This window comes from Microbacterium sp. OVT16B (assembly GCF_019969705.1).
GTDB classification, from domain to species: Bacteria; Actinomycetota; Actinomycetes; order Actinomycetales; family Microbacteriaceae; genus Microbacterium; species Microbacterium natoriense.
In genome coordinates this window covers 1,261,127-1,274,859 of sequence record NZ_JAHXZA010000001.1, presented here as the reverse complement: position 1 = coordinate 1,274,859, position 13,733 = coordinate 1,261,127, and the positions used below count along the sequence as shown (strand labels likewise).

14 protein-coding genes are annotated in these 13,733 nt (G+C 68.8%); 6 read left to right on the top strand and 8 right to left on the bottom strand.

What is annotated here, in order from left to right; genetic code table 11:
* The first annotated feature begins 20 nt into the window (after positions 1-20).
* From LC438_RS05985 to LC438_RS05970, 4 genes are all read left to right on the top strand, one after another.
* The gene (locus LC438_RS05985; protein WP_223586100.1) at positions 21-779 is read left to right on the top strand and encodes an alpha/beta fold hydrolase; all 759 of its coding nucleotides are present in this window, start codon (positions 21-23) and stop codon (positions 777-779) included.
* Complete coding sequence (locus LC438_RS05980; RefSeq protein WP_223586099.1) at positions 776-1,936, top strand: acyl-CoA dehydrogenase family protein; 1,161 nt, start codon at positions 776-778, stop codon at positions 1,934-1,936. The genes LC438_RS05985 and LC438_RS05980 overlap by 4 nt, the downstream gene beginning before the upstream one ends.
* 80 nt (positions 1,937-2,016) lie before the next feature.
* Positions 2,017-2,484 (top strand): Lrp/AsnC family transcriptional regulator, encoded by a 468-nt coding sequence (locus LC438_RS05975; RefSeq protein ID WP_105672344.1) that lies wholly within the window; start codon positions 2,017-2,019, stop codon positions 2,482-2,484.
* Entirely contained in the window at positions 2,481-3,866 is a 1,386-nt protein-coding gene (locus LC438_RS05970) for an aspartate aminotransferase family protein (RefSeq protein ID WP_223586098.1), read from the top strand. Before LC438_RS05975 ends, LC438_RS05970 begins: the two co-directional genes overlap by 4 nt.
* Here LC438_RS05970 and LC438_RS05965 read toward each other — a convergent pair.
* On the bottom strand, positions 3,863-5,401 hold the full coding sequence (locus tag LC438_RS05965; RefSeq protein ID WP_223586097.1) for a PucR family transcriptional regulator: 1,539 nt from the start codon (positions 5,399-5,401) through the stop codon (positions 3,863-3,865). The two genes, LC438_RS05970 and LC438_RS05965, sit on opposite strands and share 4 nt — an antisense overlap.
* A 97-nt stretch (positions 5,402-5,498) precedes the next feature.
* Here LC438_RS05965 and LC438_RS05960 point away from each other — a divergent pair, with 97 nt between their 5' ends.
* A complete protein-coding gene (locus tag LC438_RS05960; RefSeq protein ID WP_223586096.1) occupies positions 5,499-6,983 on the top strand; it encodes a CoA-acylating methylmalonate-semialdehyde dehydrogenase in 1,485 nt (494 codons plus the stop codon).
* A gap of 28 nt (positions 6,984-7,011) precedes the next feature.
* Positions 7,012-8,400: an aspartate aminotransferase family protein gene (locus LC438_RS05955; RefSeq protein WP_223586095.1), complete on the top strand. Its 1,389-nt coding sequence runs from the start codon at positions 7,012-7,014 to the stop codon at positions 8,398-8,400.
* Positions 8,401-8,470: 70 nt separating this feature from the next.
* On the opposite strand, the gene LC438_RS05950 is transcribed toward LC438_RS05955, so the two are convergent.
* From LC438_RS05950 to LC438_RS05920, 7 genes are all read right to left on the bottom strand, one after another.
* Complete coding sequence (locus tag LC438_RS05950) at positions 8,471-9,313, bottom strand: ABC transporter permease (protein WP_223586094.1); 843 nt, start codon at positions 9,311-9,313, stop codon at positions 8,471-8,473.
* A complete protein-coding gene (locus LC438_RS05945; RefSeq protein WP_105672350.1) occupies positions 9,310-10,200 on the bottom strand; it encodes an ABC transporter permease in 891 nt (296 codons plus the stop codon). Before LC438_RS05945 ends, LC438_RS05950 begins: the two co-directional genes overlap by 4 nt.
* Positions 10,193-11,371, bottom strand: coding sequence for a spermidine/putrescine ABC transporter substrate-binding protein (locus tag LC438_RS05940; protein ID WP_105672351.1), 1,179 nt, complete (start codon positions 11,369-11,371; stop codon positions 10,193-10,195). The genes LC438_RS05945 and LC438_RS05940 overlap by 8 nt, the downstream gene beginning before the upstream one ends.
* Positions 11,368-12,486, bottom strand: a complete 1,119-nt coding sequence (locus LC438_RS05935) for an ABC transporter ATP-binding protein (RefSeq protein ID WP_223586093.1) — start codon at positions 12,484-12,486, stop codon at positions 11,368-11,370. The genes LC438_RS05940 and LC438_RS05935 overlap by 4 nt, the downstream gene beginning before the upstream one ends.
* Positions 12,487-12,622: 136 nt before the next feature.
* Complete coding sequence (locus tag LC438_RS05930; protein ID WP_105672353.1) at positions 12,623-12,895, bottom strand: metal-sensitive transcriptional regulator; 273 nt, start codon at positions 12,893-12,895, stop codon at positions 12,623-12,625.
* A gap of 38 nt (positions 12,896-12,933) precedes the next feature.
* Positions 12,934-13,344 carry a type II toxin-antitoxin system VapC family toxin gene (locus LC438_RS05925; protein WP_105672354.1) on the bottom strand — a complete coding sequence of 137 codons (411 nt, stop codon included), beginning with the start codon at positions 13,342-13,344 and terminating at the stop codon, positions 12,934-12,936.
* 3 nt (positions 13,345-13,347) lie between these two features.
* Complete coding sequence (locus LC438_RS05920) at positions 13,348-13,623, bottom strand: type II toxin-antitoxin system prevent-host-death family antitoxin (protein WP_223586092.1); 276 nt, start codon at positions 13,621-13,623, stop codon at positions 13,348-13,350.
* Positions 13,624-13,733: the final 110 nt, after the last annotated feature.

The following is a 13,733-nucleotide window of genomic DNA, read 5'->3' as shown; positions in this document are numbered from 1 at the left end:
GCGGATCGTAAGCTGGGCTCATGCCCGCGCCGCTCACCCTCCCCCGCATCTCCTGGGGAGATCCCGCGTCCTCCAGACGAGCGCTCCTCGTGCACGGTCTCGGCTCCTCGGCCGCTCTCATGTGGCGTCTGGGCGACGCCCTGGCCGGGGCCGGATGGCTCGCCACCGCCGTCGACCTGCGCGGTCACGGAGACGCACCCCGCTCCCTCGACTACACGATCGCGGCGTACGCCGCCGATCTCGCGGCGACCCGCCCCGAGGGAGACGGGGCCTGGGATGCCGTGATCGGCCACTCCCTCGGCGGCGCATCCAGCACGGTGGCCGCGGCGTCCTCTCCCGGATGGACGCTCCGACTCGTCCTCATCGACCCTGCCATCGTGCTCGACGGACGCGATGCGAACGTCATCCGCAAGAGCCAGGAGCGCGCGTTCGCCGACAACCGCATCGACGCCGTGCGCGACGAGCATCCGCACTGGCACCCGCAGGACGTCGAGCTGAAGGTGGACGCCGTGCACCGCGCCAGCCGCTGGGCGGTCGAGCAGACGAGCGTCCAGAACCGGCCTTGGGATGTCCGTCCAGAGGCTGCGCAGCTGTCCGTCCCCACGCACGTGATCGCCGCGGATCCGACCGTCTTCAGCCTGTTCCGCGGAGACTCGGCCGCGGAGATCCTCGCATCGAATCCGCGTCTCACGATGAGCGTGGTCGAGGGAGCCGGCCACTCGCTGCACCGCGACAAGCCGGACGAGTCCGTGCGTCACCTGTTGGAGGCCCTGTCATGAGCGAATTCGATCCCGCCGCGTACCTGCCGGACGACCTCCTGGAGCGCATCCGCGAGCGCGCACCGATCCACGACCGCGAGAACACCTTCCCCCAGCAGGACCTCGACGAGCTGCGGGATGCCGGCTACCTCTCGATCCTCGTGCCCGCCGAGCGCGGCGGCGCGGGGCTGGGCCTCGCCGAGGCCGCGCTCCTGCAGCAGCGGCTCGCCGGTGCAGCCCCGGCGACCGCGCTGGCGATCAACATGCATCTCGTCTGGACGGGCGTCGCGAAGGTCTTCTCCGACCGCGGGGTGCCCGGTCTCGAGTTCGTGCAGGACGGCGCCGTCGCCGGGGAGGTCTTCGCTTTCGGCATCAGCGAGGGCGGCAACGACCTCGTGCTGTTCGGCAGCGACACCGCTGCCGAACCGACAGGAGACGGCGGCTACTCCTTCACGGGGACGAAGATCTTCACCTCCCTGGCCCCGGTCTGGACGAAGCTCGGACTGCACGGGCTCGACACCACGAGCGACGACGCCCCGAAGCTCGTGTTCGCCTTCGTGGAACGCACGGCGGCCGTCGAGACCGGAGACGACTGGGACACCCTGGGCATGCGCGCGACCCAGTCGCGCACCACCCGGCTGAAGGGCGCGGTGGCGGATGCCGCGCACGTGGTCCGCCGCATCGACCCCGGGCCCACGCCCGATCCGATCGTGTTCGGCATCTTCTCGGTGTTCGAGATCCTGCTCGCCTCGGTGTACACGGGCATCGCGCGCCGCGCCCTCGATCTCGCGGTGCTGACCGCGCAGAAGCGCACCTCGAAGAGGACCGGCCTCGCCTACGCCCAGGACCCGGACATCCGCTGGCGGATCGCCGACATGGCCCTCTCCTACGATGCGCTGCCGCCGCAGATCGCCGCGCTCGCGCGCGACGTCGACGAGAGCGCAGACCACGGCGCCCGCTGGTTCTCGCTGCTGTCCGGTGTGAAGCATCGTGCGATCACCACCGCCAAGCACGTCGTCGACCAGGCGATGCTCACGGCGGGCGGCGGATCGTACTTCTCCTCCAACGAGCTGTCGCGGCTCTACCGCGACGTGCTCGCCGGGGCGTTCCATCCCTCCGACCCCGAGTCCGCGCACGCCACGGCGGCGAGCGCGTGGCTGGGGCCAATCGAGGCCTGAACCCGCGATTTCGCAGATTTTCTGAATTTCTCCTGCGGAATCGGTTGCCGATCGACCCTTGGTGATGCGAGGATCGCACCATGGGTTCGACGAAGAAGCTCCCCACCCTCGACGACGTCTCCAAGACGATCATCGAGCTGCTCCAGGAGGACGGGCGCCGCTCGTACTCCGATATCGGGCGCGTCGTCGGCCTCAGTGAGGCCGCCGTCCGCCAGCGCGTGCAGCGCCTCACCGACTCCGGTGTCATGCAGATCGTCGCGGTGACCGATCCGATGCAGCTCGGCTTCAGCCGGCAGGCGATGATCGGCATCCGCGTGACCGGCGACACCCGGGTCGTCGCCGAGGAGATCGCCGCGATCGAGGCGATCGACTACGTCGTGATCACGGTCGGTTCGTTCGACATCCTCGCCGAGGTCGTGTGCGAGGACGACGACGATCTGCTCGCGCTGATCAACGACAGCATCCGACCGATCGACGGAGTCCTGTCGACCGAGACCTTCATCTACGCCAAGCTGCAGAAGCAGCTCTACAACTGGGGGACCAGATGAGCACCACACCCACCGAAGCCGAACTCCAGGCGATGGCCAAAGACCACCTCTGGATGCACTTCACCCGGCAGTCCACGATGGAGAAGTCGGGCGTGCCCATCATCGTCAAGGGCGACGGCCACCGCATCTGGGACTCCAAGGGCAAGGAGTACTTCGACGGCCTCGCCGGCCTGTTCGTGGTCAACGCGGGTCACGGCCGTCGCCGGCTCGCCGAGGCTGCGGCGAAGCAGGCGTCTGAGCTGTCCTTCTTCCCGCTGTGGTCCTACGCCCACCCCGCGGCGATCGAGCTCGCCGATCGGCTGGCCGAGGAGGCTCCGGGCGACCTGAACCGCGTCTTCTTCTCCACGGGCGGCGGCGAAGCGGTCGAGACCGCCTTCAAGCTCGCCAAGCAGTACTGGAAGCTGATGGGCCAGCCCACCAAGCACAAGGTCATCTCGCGCGCGGTCGCCTACCACGGCACCCCGCAGGGCGCTCTGGCGATCACCGGCATCCCCGCCATGAAGGCGATGTTCGAGCCGGTCACCCCCGGTGGATTCCGCGTGCCGAACACGAATTTCTACCGCGCCGCCGAGATGGGCGCGCCGTCTGACGACATCGAGCTGTTCGGCCGCTGGGCCGCCGACCGCATCGAGGAGATGATCCTCTTCGAGGGCCCGGAGACGGTCGCCGCGGTGTTCCTCGAGCCCGTGCAGAACTCCGGCGGGTGCTTCCCGCCGCCTCCCGGCTACTTCGCCAGGGTCCGTGCGATCTGCGACAAGTACGACGTGCTGCTCGTGTCCGACGAGGTCATCTGCGCCTTCGGTCGTCTCGGCCACACCTTCGCGTGCACGGGACTCGGCTACGTGCCCGACATGATCACGTGCGCCAAGGGCATGACCAGCGGCTACTCCCCGATCGGCGCGACCATCGTCAGCGACCGCATCTACGAGCCGTTCTCGAAGGGCGACACGACCTTCTATCACGGCTACACCTTCGGCGGGCACCCCGTGTCGGCCGCGGTCGCGCTGGAGAACCTCGCGATCTTCGACGAGGAGAACCTCAACGCGCACGTGCGGGAGAACTCCCCCCTGTTCCGCGCCGAGCTCGAGAAGCTCAGCGACCTGCCCATCGTGGGAGACGTCCGCGGCGACGGGTACTTCTTCGGCATCGAGCTGGTCAAGGACAAGACGACCCGCGAGACGTTCGACGACGCGGAGTCCGAGCGCCTGCTGCGCGGCTTCCTCTCCCCCGCACTCTATGAGGCGGGGCTGTACTGTCGCGCCGACGACCGCGGCGACCCCGTGATCCAGCTCGCACCGCCACTCACGATCGGGCCGTCCGAGTTCCGCGAGATCGAGCAGATCCTCCGCGATGTGCTGACCCGCGCGCAGGGGGTCCTCTAGCTCCCCGCGGTGCTCCGCCTCGCCAGCAGCGCGAGGTGGAGCGCCGCGAGCGTCTCGCCGTCGTCGAGGTCGGCGTCCAGCAGATCGCCGATCAGCGTGATCCGCTGGTAGAACACCGACCGGGAGAGATGGCTGGCGGATGCCGCCGCAGAGCGGTTGCCCGGATGAGCGACGAGTGCGCCGAGCACGTCGAGCAGATCGCCTCGGCGTTCGCGGTCGTAGGCGACGAGGGGTGCGAGCATCCGCTCGCTGTGCGCGTGCAGGCGGTGATCGTCGCGCAGTGAGGCGACCAGGCGCTCGAGCGGACGGTCGTCGACGCGACGCACCCGAGCGCCCGCGTCGGAGCGATCGCTCGCCGCCAGGTCGCGCGCGGCGCGGAGGGAGGAGAGCAGATCGAGCACGCCGTCGGCCGGCGGCCCGACGAAGACCGCCCGCTCGCCGCCCGCGATGCGGACCACCAGCTCGTCGGTGAGCACGACGGATGCCGGCAGCGACAGCAGCGCCACGTCGTCGTCGCCCACCCGGGCGGCCACGACGGCGCATCCCGCCTGCCTGGCGCGATACGCGAGTTCGCTGGCCGAGCGTGCGCCGCGAGCGACGATTCCGTGGCACTGCCGATCCGCGACGGCGAAGCCCCCGGCGGCGAGGCGTGCGGCGATGTCGTCGGGGCTCGCGAACCGCGCCCCCAGCAGGTCGTCGATGATGCCGCTCTGGGCGAGCACCGACCACTCGGCGTCGCCGCCGTCGGCGAGGCATCCGAAGGCGAGCGCGGTCGCCCCCTGCTCCAGCACCGTGAGGCGACCCGCAGGATGCGCGGGTCCAGGCAGCGCCAGGAGCGTCCCCCACCGCACCCCTCTCGCCTGCACCGGGACGCGATCGGCCTCCCCGAGATCCCTCAGCGCCTCGGCCACCGGCATCCGCAGCGCCTCCAGCGCGATCACCTCGTGCGCGAGGTTCTCCAGGACGACAGGGGCGCCCAGCGCCTTCGCCGTCTCCGACACCACGACATCGGCCGGGGCTCCCTGAAGGCTCAGCGCCGTGAACAGCTCGTGCAGTCGCTGGCGCTCACGAAGCGCGTCGGTCTGCGCCGCGATCAGCGCCCGGTGCACGGCCTCGGTGACCGTGACGAACTTGATCTCCGCGTGCAGCGCGATCAGCGCCAGCTCCGCCTCGACGCACACGTCGATCACGGGATCGGGGACGCGCGCGTGCCCGGAGCCGAGCTCGACGACGATGCCCGCGATCCCCGCACGATGCAGCGCCTGTGCGAACGAGCGCAGCTCCCCCGCATCCGACGGCCACCCCGCCCCGGTGCTGAGCAGCAGCTCTCCACCGTCGAGCAGACGGGCGACGGCGGCGCTGTCGGAGACATGCGCCCAGCGCACCTCGGCGTCGAGGGCTCCTCCCCCGACGATCACCTCCGGAGAGCCCGCCTGCAGCACCGGCTCGGCGAGCACGTCCGCCACGGTCAGCAGCGCATCACGTCGCGCCGGACGATCTGTCTGATCTGCGCCGAAGTCCTGACGTTCTGACATCGCTGATCGCCGTTCCCCTCTGTGATCATTGAGAAGTACCAGCGTATCGAACCCCGGTCAGAGTGTTCGATAAGCGCTTCCAGCTCGAAGGAGAACCGTGGACATCGTTCGTCACGTCATCGACGGAGTGGAGACCGCCGAGGCGGCCCGCACCGGCAAGATCTTCAACCCCGCCACCGGCGAGGTCGCCAGGGAGGTCGCATTCGCGTCGACCGCCGAGGTCGAGACCGCCATCGCCGCCGCTGCCGCCGCTCTGCCCGCGTGGCGCGAGACGAGCCTGATCAAGCGCGCCGACGTGTTCTTCCGCCTGCGCCAGCTTCTCAAGGAGCGCACCCCCGAGCTCGCCGCGATCGTCACGAACGAGCACGGCAAGGTGCTGTCGGATGCCGCGGGCGAGGTGTCGCGAGGCATCGAGAACGTCGAGTTCGCCGCAGGTCTCGTGCACCTGCTCAAGGGCGAGCGCAGCGAGCAGGTCGCCCGCGGCGTCGATGTGCACTCCGTGAAGCAGCCGGTCGGCGTCGTCGCCGCGATCACCCCCTTCAACTTCCCGGTCATGGTGCCGCTGTGGATGGTCGCCTCCGCGATCGCCTGCGGCAACACGGTCGTCCTCAAGCCCAGCGAGAAGGACCCGTCGGCGGCGATCTGGCTCGCGAAGCTCTTCCAGGAGGCGGGTCTGCCCGCCGGCGTCCTCAACGTCGTCAACGGCGACAAGGAGGCGGTCGACGCGCTGCTCGAGTCGCCGCGCGTGAACGCGATCAGCTTCGTGGGATCCACCCCCATCGCCCGCTCGATCTACCAGCGCGCCTCTGCCGCCGGCAAGCGCGTCCAGGCGCTGGGCGGCGCGAAGAACCACATGGTCGTGATGCCGGACGCCGACATCGACGCCGCGGCCGACGCCGCGATCTCCGCGGCCTACGGATCCGCCGGCGAGCGCTGCATGGCCGTCTCGGTGCTGGTCGCGGTCGGCGACGTCGCCGACGACCTCATCAACGCGATCTCCTCGCGCATCCAGGGGCTCACGATCGGCGACGGAACGGATGCCGCGAGCGAGATGGGTCCGCTCATCACGCGCGAGCACCGCGATCGCGTCGCCTCCTACGTCACGGGCGCAGCGGCCGAGGGCGCGACCGTCGTCGTCGACGGCACCACTCAGCAGTTCGACTCCGACGGGTTCTTCATCGGCGTGAGCCTCGTCGACCACGTCCGTCCCGGCATGAAGGTCTACGAGGACGAGATCTTCGGCCCCGTGCTCTCCGTGGTCCGCGTGGAGAGCTATGCAGACGCCGTGGAGCTCGTGAACTCCAACTCCTACGGCAACGGCACCGCGATCTTCACGCGCGACGGGGGCACCGCACGTCAGTACGAGTTCGACATCGAGGTCGGCATGGTCGGCGTGAACGTGCCGATCCCCGTGCCGATCGGCGCGTACTCCTTCGGCGGCTGGAAGGACTCGCTGTTCGGCGACTCCCACATCTACGGCCCCGAATCGGTGCACTTCTACACTCGGTCCAAGGTCGTCACCACCCGCTGGCCCGACCACACCCCCTCGCAGATCGACCTGGGCTTCCCCAGCAACCACTGATCGGACACGGTTCTCGAAAGGCACCGACATGACGAACTACACCGACCGACACGGAGCCGCGCACGCGCTGCCCGACGCGGCTGCCGAAGCTCAGGTGCGTGCGGACGACCGCGGGCACGTCTTCCACTCGTGGAGCGCGCAGGGCCTCATCGACCCGCTTCCGGTCGCCGCGGGCGAGGGCTCGACGTTCTGGGATTACCAGGGCAACGCCTACCTCGACTTCTCCAGCCAGCTGGTGAACCTGAACCTGGGACACCAGCATCCTGATCTCGTGTCGGCGATCCAGCGGCAGGCCGGGCGCCTGGCGACCATCCAGCCGTCCGTGGCGAACGACGTGCGCGGCGAGCTCGCACGGCTCATCGCCGAGGTCGCGCCGGACGGCATGGAGAAGGTCTTCTTCACCAACGGCGGCGCCGAGGCCAACGAGTACGCCGTGCGCATGGCGCGGCAGTCGACCGGGCGCCGCAAGGTGCTCTCGATGTACCGCAGCTACCACGGCTCCACGGCCACGGCGATCTCGCTCACGGGCGACCCTCGGCGCTGGGCGAACGACACCGTCGACTCCGGCGCCGTGCGCTTCTTCGGGCCGTACCTGTACCGCTCGCCGTTCCACTCGGAGACGCAGGAGCAGGAGGCCGAGCGCGCGCTCGCCCACCTCGAGCAGACCATCCAGCTCGAGGGTCCGCAGACGATCGCGGCGATCATCATCGAGACCGTCGTCGGCACCAACGGCGTTCTGATCCCGCCGCCCGACTACCTGCAGGGCGTGCGCGAACTGTGCGACCGCTACGGCATCGTCTACATCGCCGACGAGGTCATGGTCGGCTTCGGTCGTCTGGGCGAGTGGTTCGGCATCGACGCGTTCGACGCGAAGCCCGACCTCATCACCTTCGCGAAGGGCGTCAACTCGGGCTACGTCCCGCTCGGCGGCGTCGTCATCTCGGACGCCATCGCGAAGGCGTTCGACACCGTGCCCTTCGCCGGCGGCCTGACCTACTCCGGTCACCCGCTCGCGTGCGCTGCAGGTGTCGCCACGTTCGAGGTGTTCCGTCGTGACGGCATCCTGGAGCGCGTGCGCGACCTCGGCGCCCGCGTGGTGGAGCCGACGCTGCGGTCCTGGGCCGAGAAGCACCCGAGCGTCGGCGACGTCAGAGGACGCGGCCTGTTCTGGGCGATCGAGCTGGTGCGCGACAGGGAGACCCGCGAGCCGCTGGTGCCCTTCAACGCCTCGGGAGCGGATGCCGCGCCCATGGGCGCCTTCGCCGCCGCCGCAAAGAAGGCCGGCGTCTGGCCGTTCACGCACTTCAACCGCGTGCACGTCGCTCCCCCGCTGGTCATCTCCGAAGAGGAGCTCGTGCGCGGCCTGTCCGCGATCGACGAGGCCCTCACCGTCGCGGACGAGCACGCCGCGAGCTGACCCGTTGCAGAGAAACTCCTCCCGAGCCGCACAGGTTCGGGAGGAGTTCTCGCGTTCGGGAGGTGAACCCTCAGCCGCCCGCCATCGTGCGGGCGATGTCGGTCGCGGAGTCGCCGGCCTTCTTCAGCACCACGGCCACCAGCGCGAGCGCCAGCAGCGTCACGAGCAGCATGATCGTCGACACCGCGGCGATCTCGGGGCGCAGGCCGCTGCGCAGCGCGCTGAGCACGTAGACCGGCCACGGGGTCGTGCCCGAGACCTGGACGAACGCCGAGACGACGGTGTTGTCGAGCCCGAGCGTGAACGAGAGCAGGAATCCGGCGAGCACGGCCGGCATCGCGAGCGGCAGCGTCACCTTCATGAACGTGCGGAACGGCGGGGCGTACAGATCCGCGGACGCCTCCTCGAGCCGCGCGTCCAGACCCACCAGCCTCGCCCGCACGATGTACGACACGATCGCGATGGAGAACAGCGACTGCCCGACGACGAGCCGCACCGTGCCGTCGTTGAAGACGCTCATCCCCAGGTCCTGCCCGAGGAACACCATCCACGGCAGCAGCGCCACCGCGTCCACGATCTCCGGCGTCACCGAGATCAGCAGCAGCATCGCCAGGAACCAGCCGACCCACCTGCCGGGCGTCCGCGCCATGGCGATGCCGGCGAGCGTTCCGAGGGCGGTCGCGAAGACCGCCGCGAGCAGGCCCGTGCGCAGAGACACCAGGACGGCGTCGCGGATCGCGGGCTTCGTGACGATGGCGGCGAACGAGTCGAACCCGAAGTGGTCCCACGACACGAGCAGCCGACCGACGTTGAAGGAGTACACGATGATCACGATGATCGGCAGGAACAGGAAGAGGAACACCAGAGTCGCCCAGATCGGCAGAAGGTGTCGTGTGATGCCGCGCCTGGTCATGATGCCTCCCCGAGGATGAGCCGGTTGCGTCGTCGCACCGGGATCGTGACGAGCCACAGCAGCAGCGCCGCCACCCCGATCGACAGGGCGATGGTGAGGATGAGCAGCACCGCCATCGCCGAACCGAGCGCCCAGTTCTGCGCCGTCTGGAACTGGCTGGCGACGATCTGGCCGACCATGTTGCCCTTCGCGCCGCCGAGCACGGTGGCGGTGATGTAGTCGCCCATGAGAGGGATGTACACCAGAAGGATGCCGGCGATGATCCCGGGGCGCGCCATCGGCACCGTGACCCGCAGGAACGTCGTGACGCTGTTCGCGCCGAGGTCCTTGCTCGCCTCGCGCAGCGGTCCACTGACGCGGTCGAACGCGACGTACAGCGGGAGGATCATCAGCGGCAGGTAGTTGTAGACGACGCCGAGGAGCACCGCCCCTCTGGTGTTGAGCATCTCGAGCGGGCCGGGGATGACGCCGATGAACTGCAGCGCCTGCGAGAGCCACCCCTCGGGGGCGAGGATCACCTGCCATCCGATGGTCCGCACCAGGAAGTTCGTCCAGAACGGCACCATGACGAGGGCGAGGAGCATCCCCCTCCGCGACGGAGCGGCTTTCACCGCGATCCAGTAGGCCACGGGCGCGCCGATCAGGAGGCACAGCAGCGTGCCGGTGACGCCGACCCAGAGCGTGTTCTGGAACGTCGTGAAGAAGGTCGGCGACAGCGCCTCGACGTAGCGGTCGAACGACAGCCTGTCGTTCGAGTTCGTGGCGAAGATGCTGGGCTTGTATCCGAAGCTGTACCAGATCACCACGCCGATCGGCACGAGGAAGAAGATGATGAGCCACACCCACGCGGGGAGGGCGAGGCCGAAGCGGATCCTGAGCTTACGCACCGGCGGCCGCCTTCGTCGCGTTCCAGATCGAGACGATCCGCTCCTGCGCCTCGGTGAACTCCTGCTCGTGCATCGTCTCCACCTGCGCGTCGTCGAAGTAGACCATGTCGAGCCTCTCGAGCCCGGCGTCCTCCGCCTTCTTCTGCGTGCCCTGCACACCCGTGTCGTAGCCGATGTAGTCGACCTGCGCGAGCTGCACGTCGGGCGCGATCATGAAGTCGATGAACGCGTGGGCGGCCTCGGGGTGCGGTGCGCCCTTGGCGATCGCCCAGTTGTCCATCCAGAGCTCGGTGGCGGGGGCGCCGAGCACCCACTGCCAGCGTTCGGGGTCGTCGGACTCGTTCATGCCGGTGCGCGCGTCGCCGCTGTACGACTGCACGAGCGCGGCGGAGGCCTGCGGGATCACCTGCCCTCCCGGCGCGGAGTCGAAGGTCGAGACGTGCGGGGCGAGCTCCTTCACGAGGAATCTCTCGCACGCGTCGAGGTCTGCCTTCTTCGTGGTGTTCCAGTCGATGCCGTGCGACCAGAAGTAGATGCCGCACATCGGAGCGGGATCGTCGAGCAGCGACACCTTGCCCGACGCCTCGTTCTGCGCCGCATCGATGAAGTCCGCCCAGTCGGTCAGCTCCCTGGTGATGACGCGGCGGTCGTAGACGAAGCCGGTCGTGCCCCATGCCTTGCAGATCGAGTACCGGTTGTCGGGGTCGAAGGAGCGGTGGATGAAGTTCGGATTCATCGTGGCGAAGTTCGGGATCAGGTCGAGGTCGAGCTCCTCGAGCAGCCCGTTCTCGGCCATCGGCGTGACGAACAGGCCGCTGGGCACGACGATGTCGTATCCGCTGGTGCCCCGAGCCGCGACCAGCTTCGCGATCAGCTCCTCGTTCGAGTTGAAGGCGTCGACGACGATCCTGGGCCCCTTCTTCGCGCTGAACGCATCGAGGACCTCGGGGGCGTCGTAGTCGCTCCACGTGTAGATCGACAGCTTGTCCTCGAGCGGACCGCCATGAGCCTGCGGGGCCGCGCCGACCTGGCCGGGAGCGCACGCGGTGAACAGCACCGTCCCGGTCGCGGCGAGCGCCGTCGCGAGGAACCCTCGCCTGGTCAGCTCGGTGCGGATGATGTGCGCCGCGCCGCGGTCCGCCAGCACGCGCACCGGGGGCGCCCCGGTCATGCGGCGGCCTTCGGCAGTGCGATGACGTGCGTCGCCGTGGTGGGGATGCCGTCGGCGGCGAACAGCCGCACGTCCGCGGCATCCCATACGCAGCGCACATCGTCATCCACCTGGATCCGCGGCGCCGTGGGAGCGGGCATCCTCGAGAGGAAGGTGGACTCGCCGCCGACCTGCACGGCGACCTGCAGGGTCTCGCCGAGGTGCGACACCCCGAGGACGCGACCGGGTATGCCGGCTTCTCCCTCCGCCTCGAGGCGCACGTACTCCGGCCGGATCGCGGCCACCGCCGCCTGCCCCGATGCGACCCTCTCCCCACCCCATCGTCCGCCGATCACGCCGATCCCGGTGTCGAGGGAGGTGCCGTCGGCGCGCACGGCGCCGTGCACGAAGTTCTGCTGTCCGATGAAGGACGCCACGTACGCGGATGCCGGTTCGGCGTAGATCTCCGCGGGCTCGGCGAGCTGTTCGATGCGGCCGGCCCGCATCACCGCGATGCGGTCGCTCATCGACAGCGCCTCGGCCTGATCGTGGGTGACGAAGACGAACGTGGTGCCGAGCCTCGCCTGCAGCAGCTTGAGCTCGAGCTGCATCTCCTCGCGGAGCTGACGGTCGAGGGCGGCGAGTGGCTCGTCGAGCAGGAGCACGCTGGGCCGGTTGATCAGCGCGCGCGACAGGGCGATGCGCTGCTGCTGCCCTCCGGAGAGCTGGGTGGGCTTGCGATCGGCGAAGCGGCGCAGCTGCACCATGTCGAGAGCCTCGGCGACGCGCTCGCGCTGCTCGGCCTTGGGCACCCTGCGCTGCTGCAGGCCGTACGCCACGTTCTCGGCGACGGTCATGTGCGGGAACAGCGCGTATGCCTGGAACACGGTGTTGACCTCGCGCTTGTGCGGAGGCAGGTCGAGGACGCTGCGACCGGAGATGCGGATGTCGCCGGCATCCGGATACTCGAACCCGGCGATCATCCGGAGCGTCGTCGTCTTGCCGCAGCCGGAGGGCCCGAGCAGGGAGAGGAACTCGCCGGGCTGGATGTCGAGGGTCAGATGGTCGACGGCCGTGGCGGCGCCGTAGAGCTTGGTGACGCCGTCGATGCTGACGCCGCCGGTGGAATCGGGCATGAAGCCTCCCCATTGAGAATCACTGGGGGACAGTCAAACACACGAATCGCGTCAGGTACAGCGAAAACCGAGGCCAGTTGGACCTCTCGCAACGATTTCCGTTGCGAGATCACGAATCAACGTGCGATCAAGTCGTCTACTTCGAATCGAAGTCGAACGCCTTGAGGAGCTCGACGACCGCCTTGTCGCGTTCGTCGCCGCCCTCCTCGAACATGTGCGTGACGTGCGTGCGCAGGTGGTTCTCCAGCAGGAGCCTGTTGAGGGATTCCAGGGACTTCTGGATCGCACGGGACTGGGTGATGATGTCCATGCAGTACTCCTCGTTCTCGATCATCCGCGCGACGCCGCGCATCTGGCCCTCGAGGATGCTGGTGCGGTGCAGGGCGCGCTTCTTGATGTCTTCGATCACGGAATCGAGCGTACTCGCGTGGGCCGGACGCCGGCCGATCAGCTCGAGAAGGGGTTGATCACCGCGAGCCCGGGGACGTCGAAGTCCTTCTCGTTGCGAGTGACGACGGTCAGCCCGTGATGCAGTGCGGTGGCGGCGATGAGCGCGTCCGCCCACGGCCGCCGATTCGGCACGTTGAGCGCGGCGCACGTCCGCGCGATCTCGGGAGAGACGGGGAGGATCCGCGGGCCGAGGCTCTGGCGGATCACACTCAACCACTGCCTGAGCGCCCTCGCCTGCTGCGGGTCGCGTCTGTGAAGTCCGAGAACTCCGAGCTCCAACTCGTAGTCCGTGATCGCACTCATGTGCAGGGCGTCAGGGACCACTCCTTCCATCCACGTCCGCGCAGCGCTTCCGAGCTCTCCCCCGCGCCGCGCCTCGGAGAAGGTGTTCGTATCGACCAGATACATCGCTCAGAACTCGATCGGAGGGCGACCGAAGTCGTTCTTCCGGTCGGCGACGATCTCGTCGATGATGCGGTCGAACGCGCCGTCGTCGTGCGCGAGGTCGTCATCATGCATCGCGAGAAGCTCGAGCATCGACCCCGGTCGGGCTGGAACGATCCGTTCGTACTCCTCGATGCTGAGCAGCACATACGCCGGCTCGCCGCGCCTGGTGATCAGCACCGGCTCACCGTCGGCGACACGCTGCGCACGCGCGACGGACTGATTGAACTCTCGAGCGCTCATGGTGAACATCGTGCACCTCGATTCAGAATGTAGTGATGGTACTACACAGGTGATCCTGTCTGGGCGCCGAGACGCTTCATCCCCCCGACCACGCCCCGCCCGGTGATCGC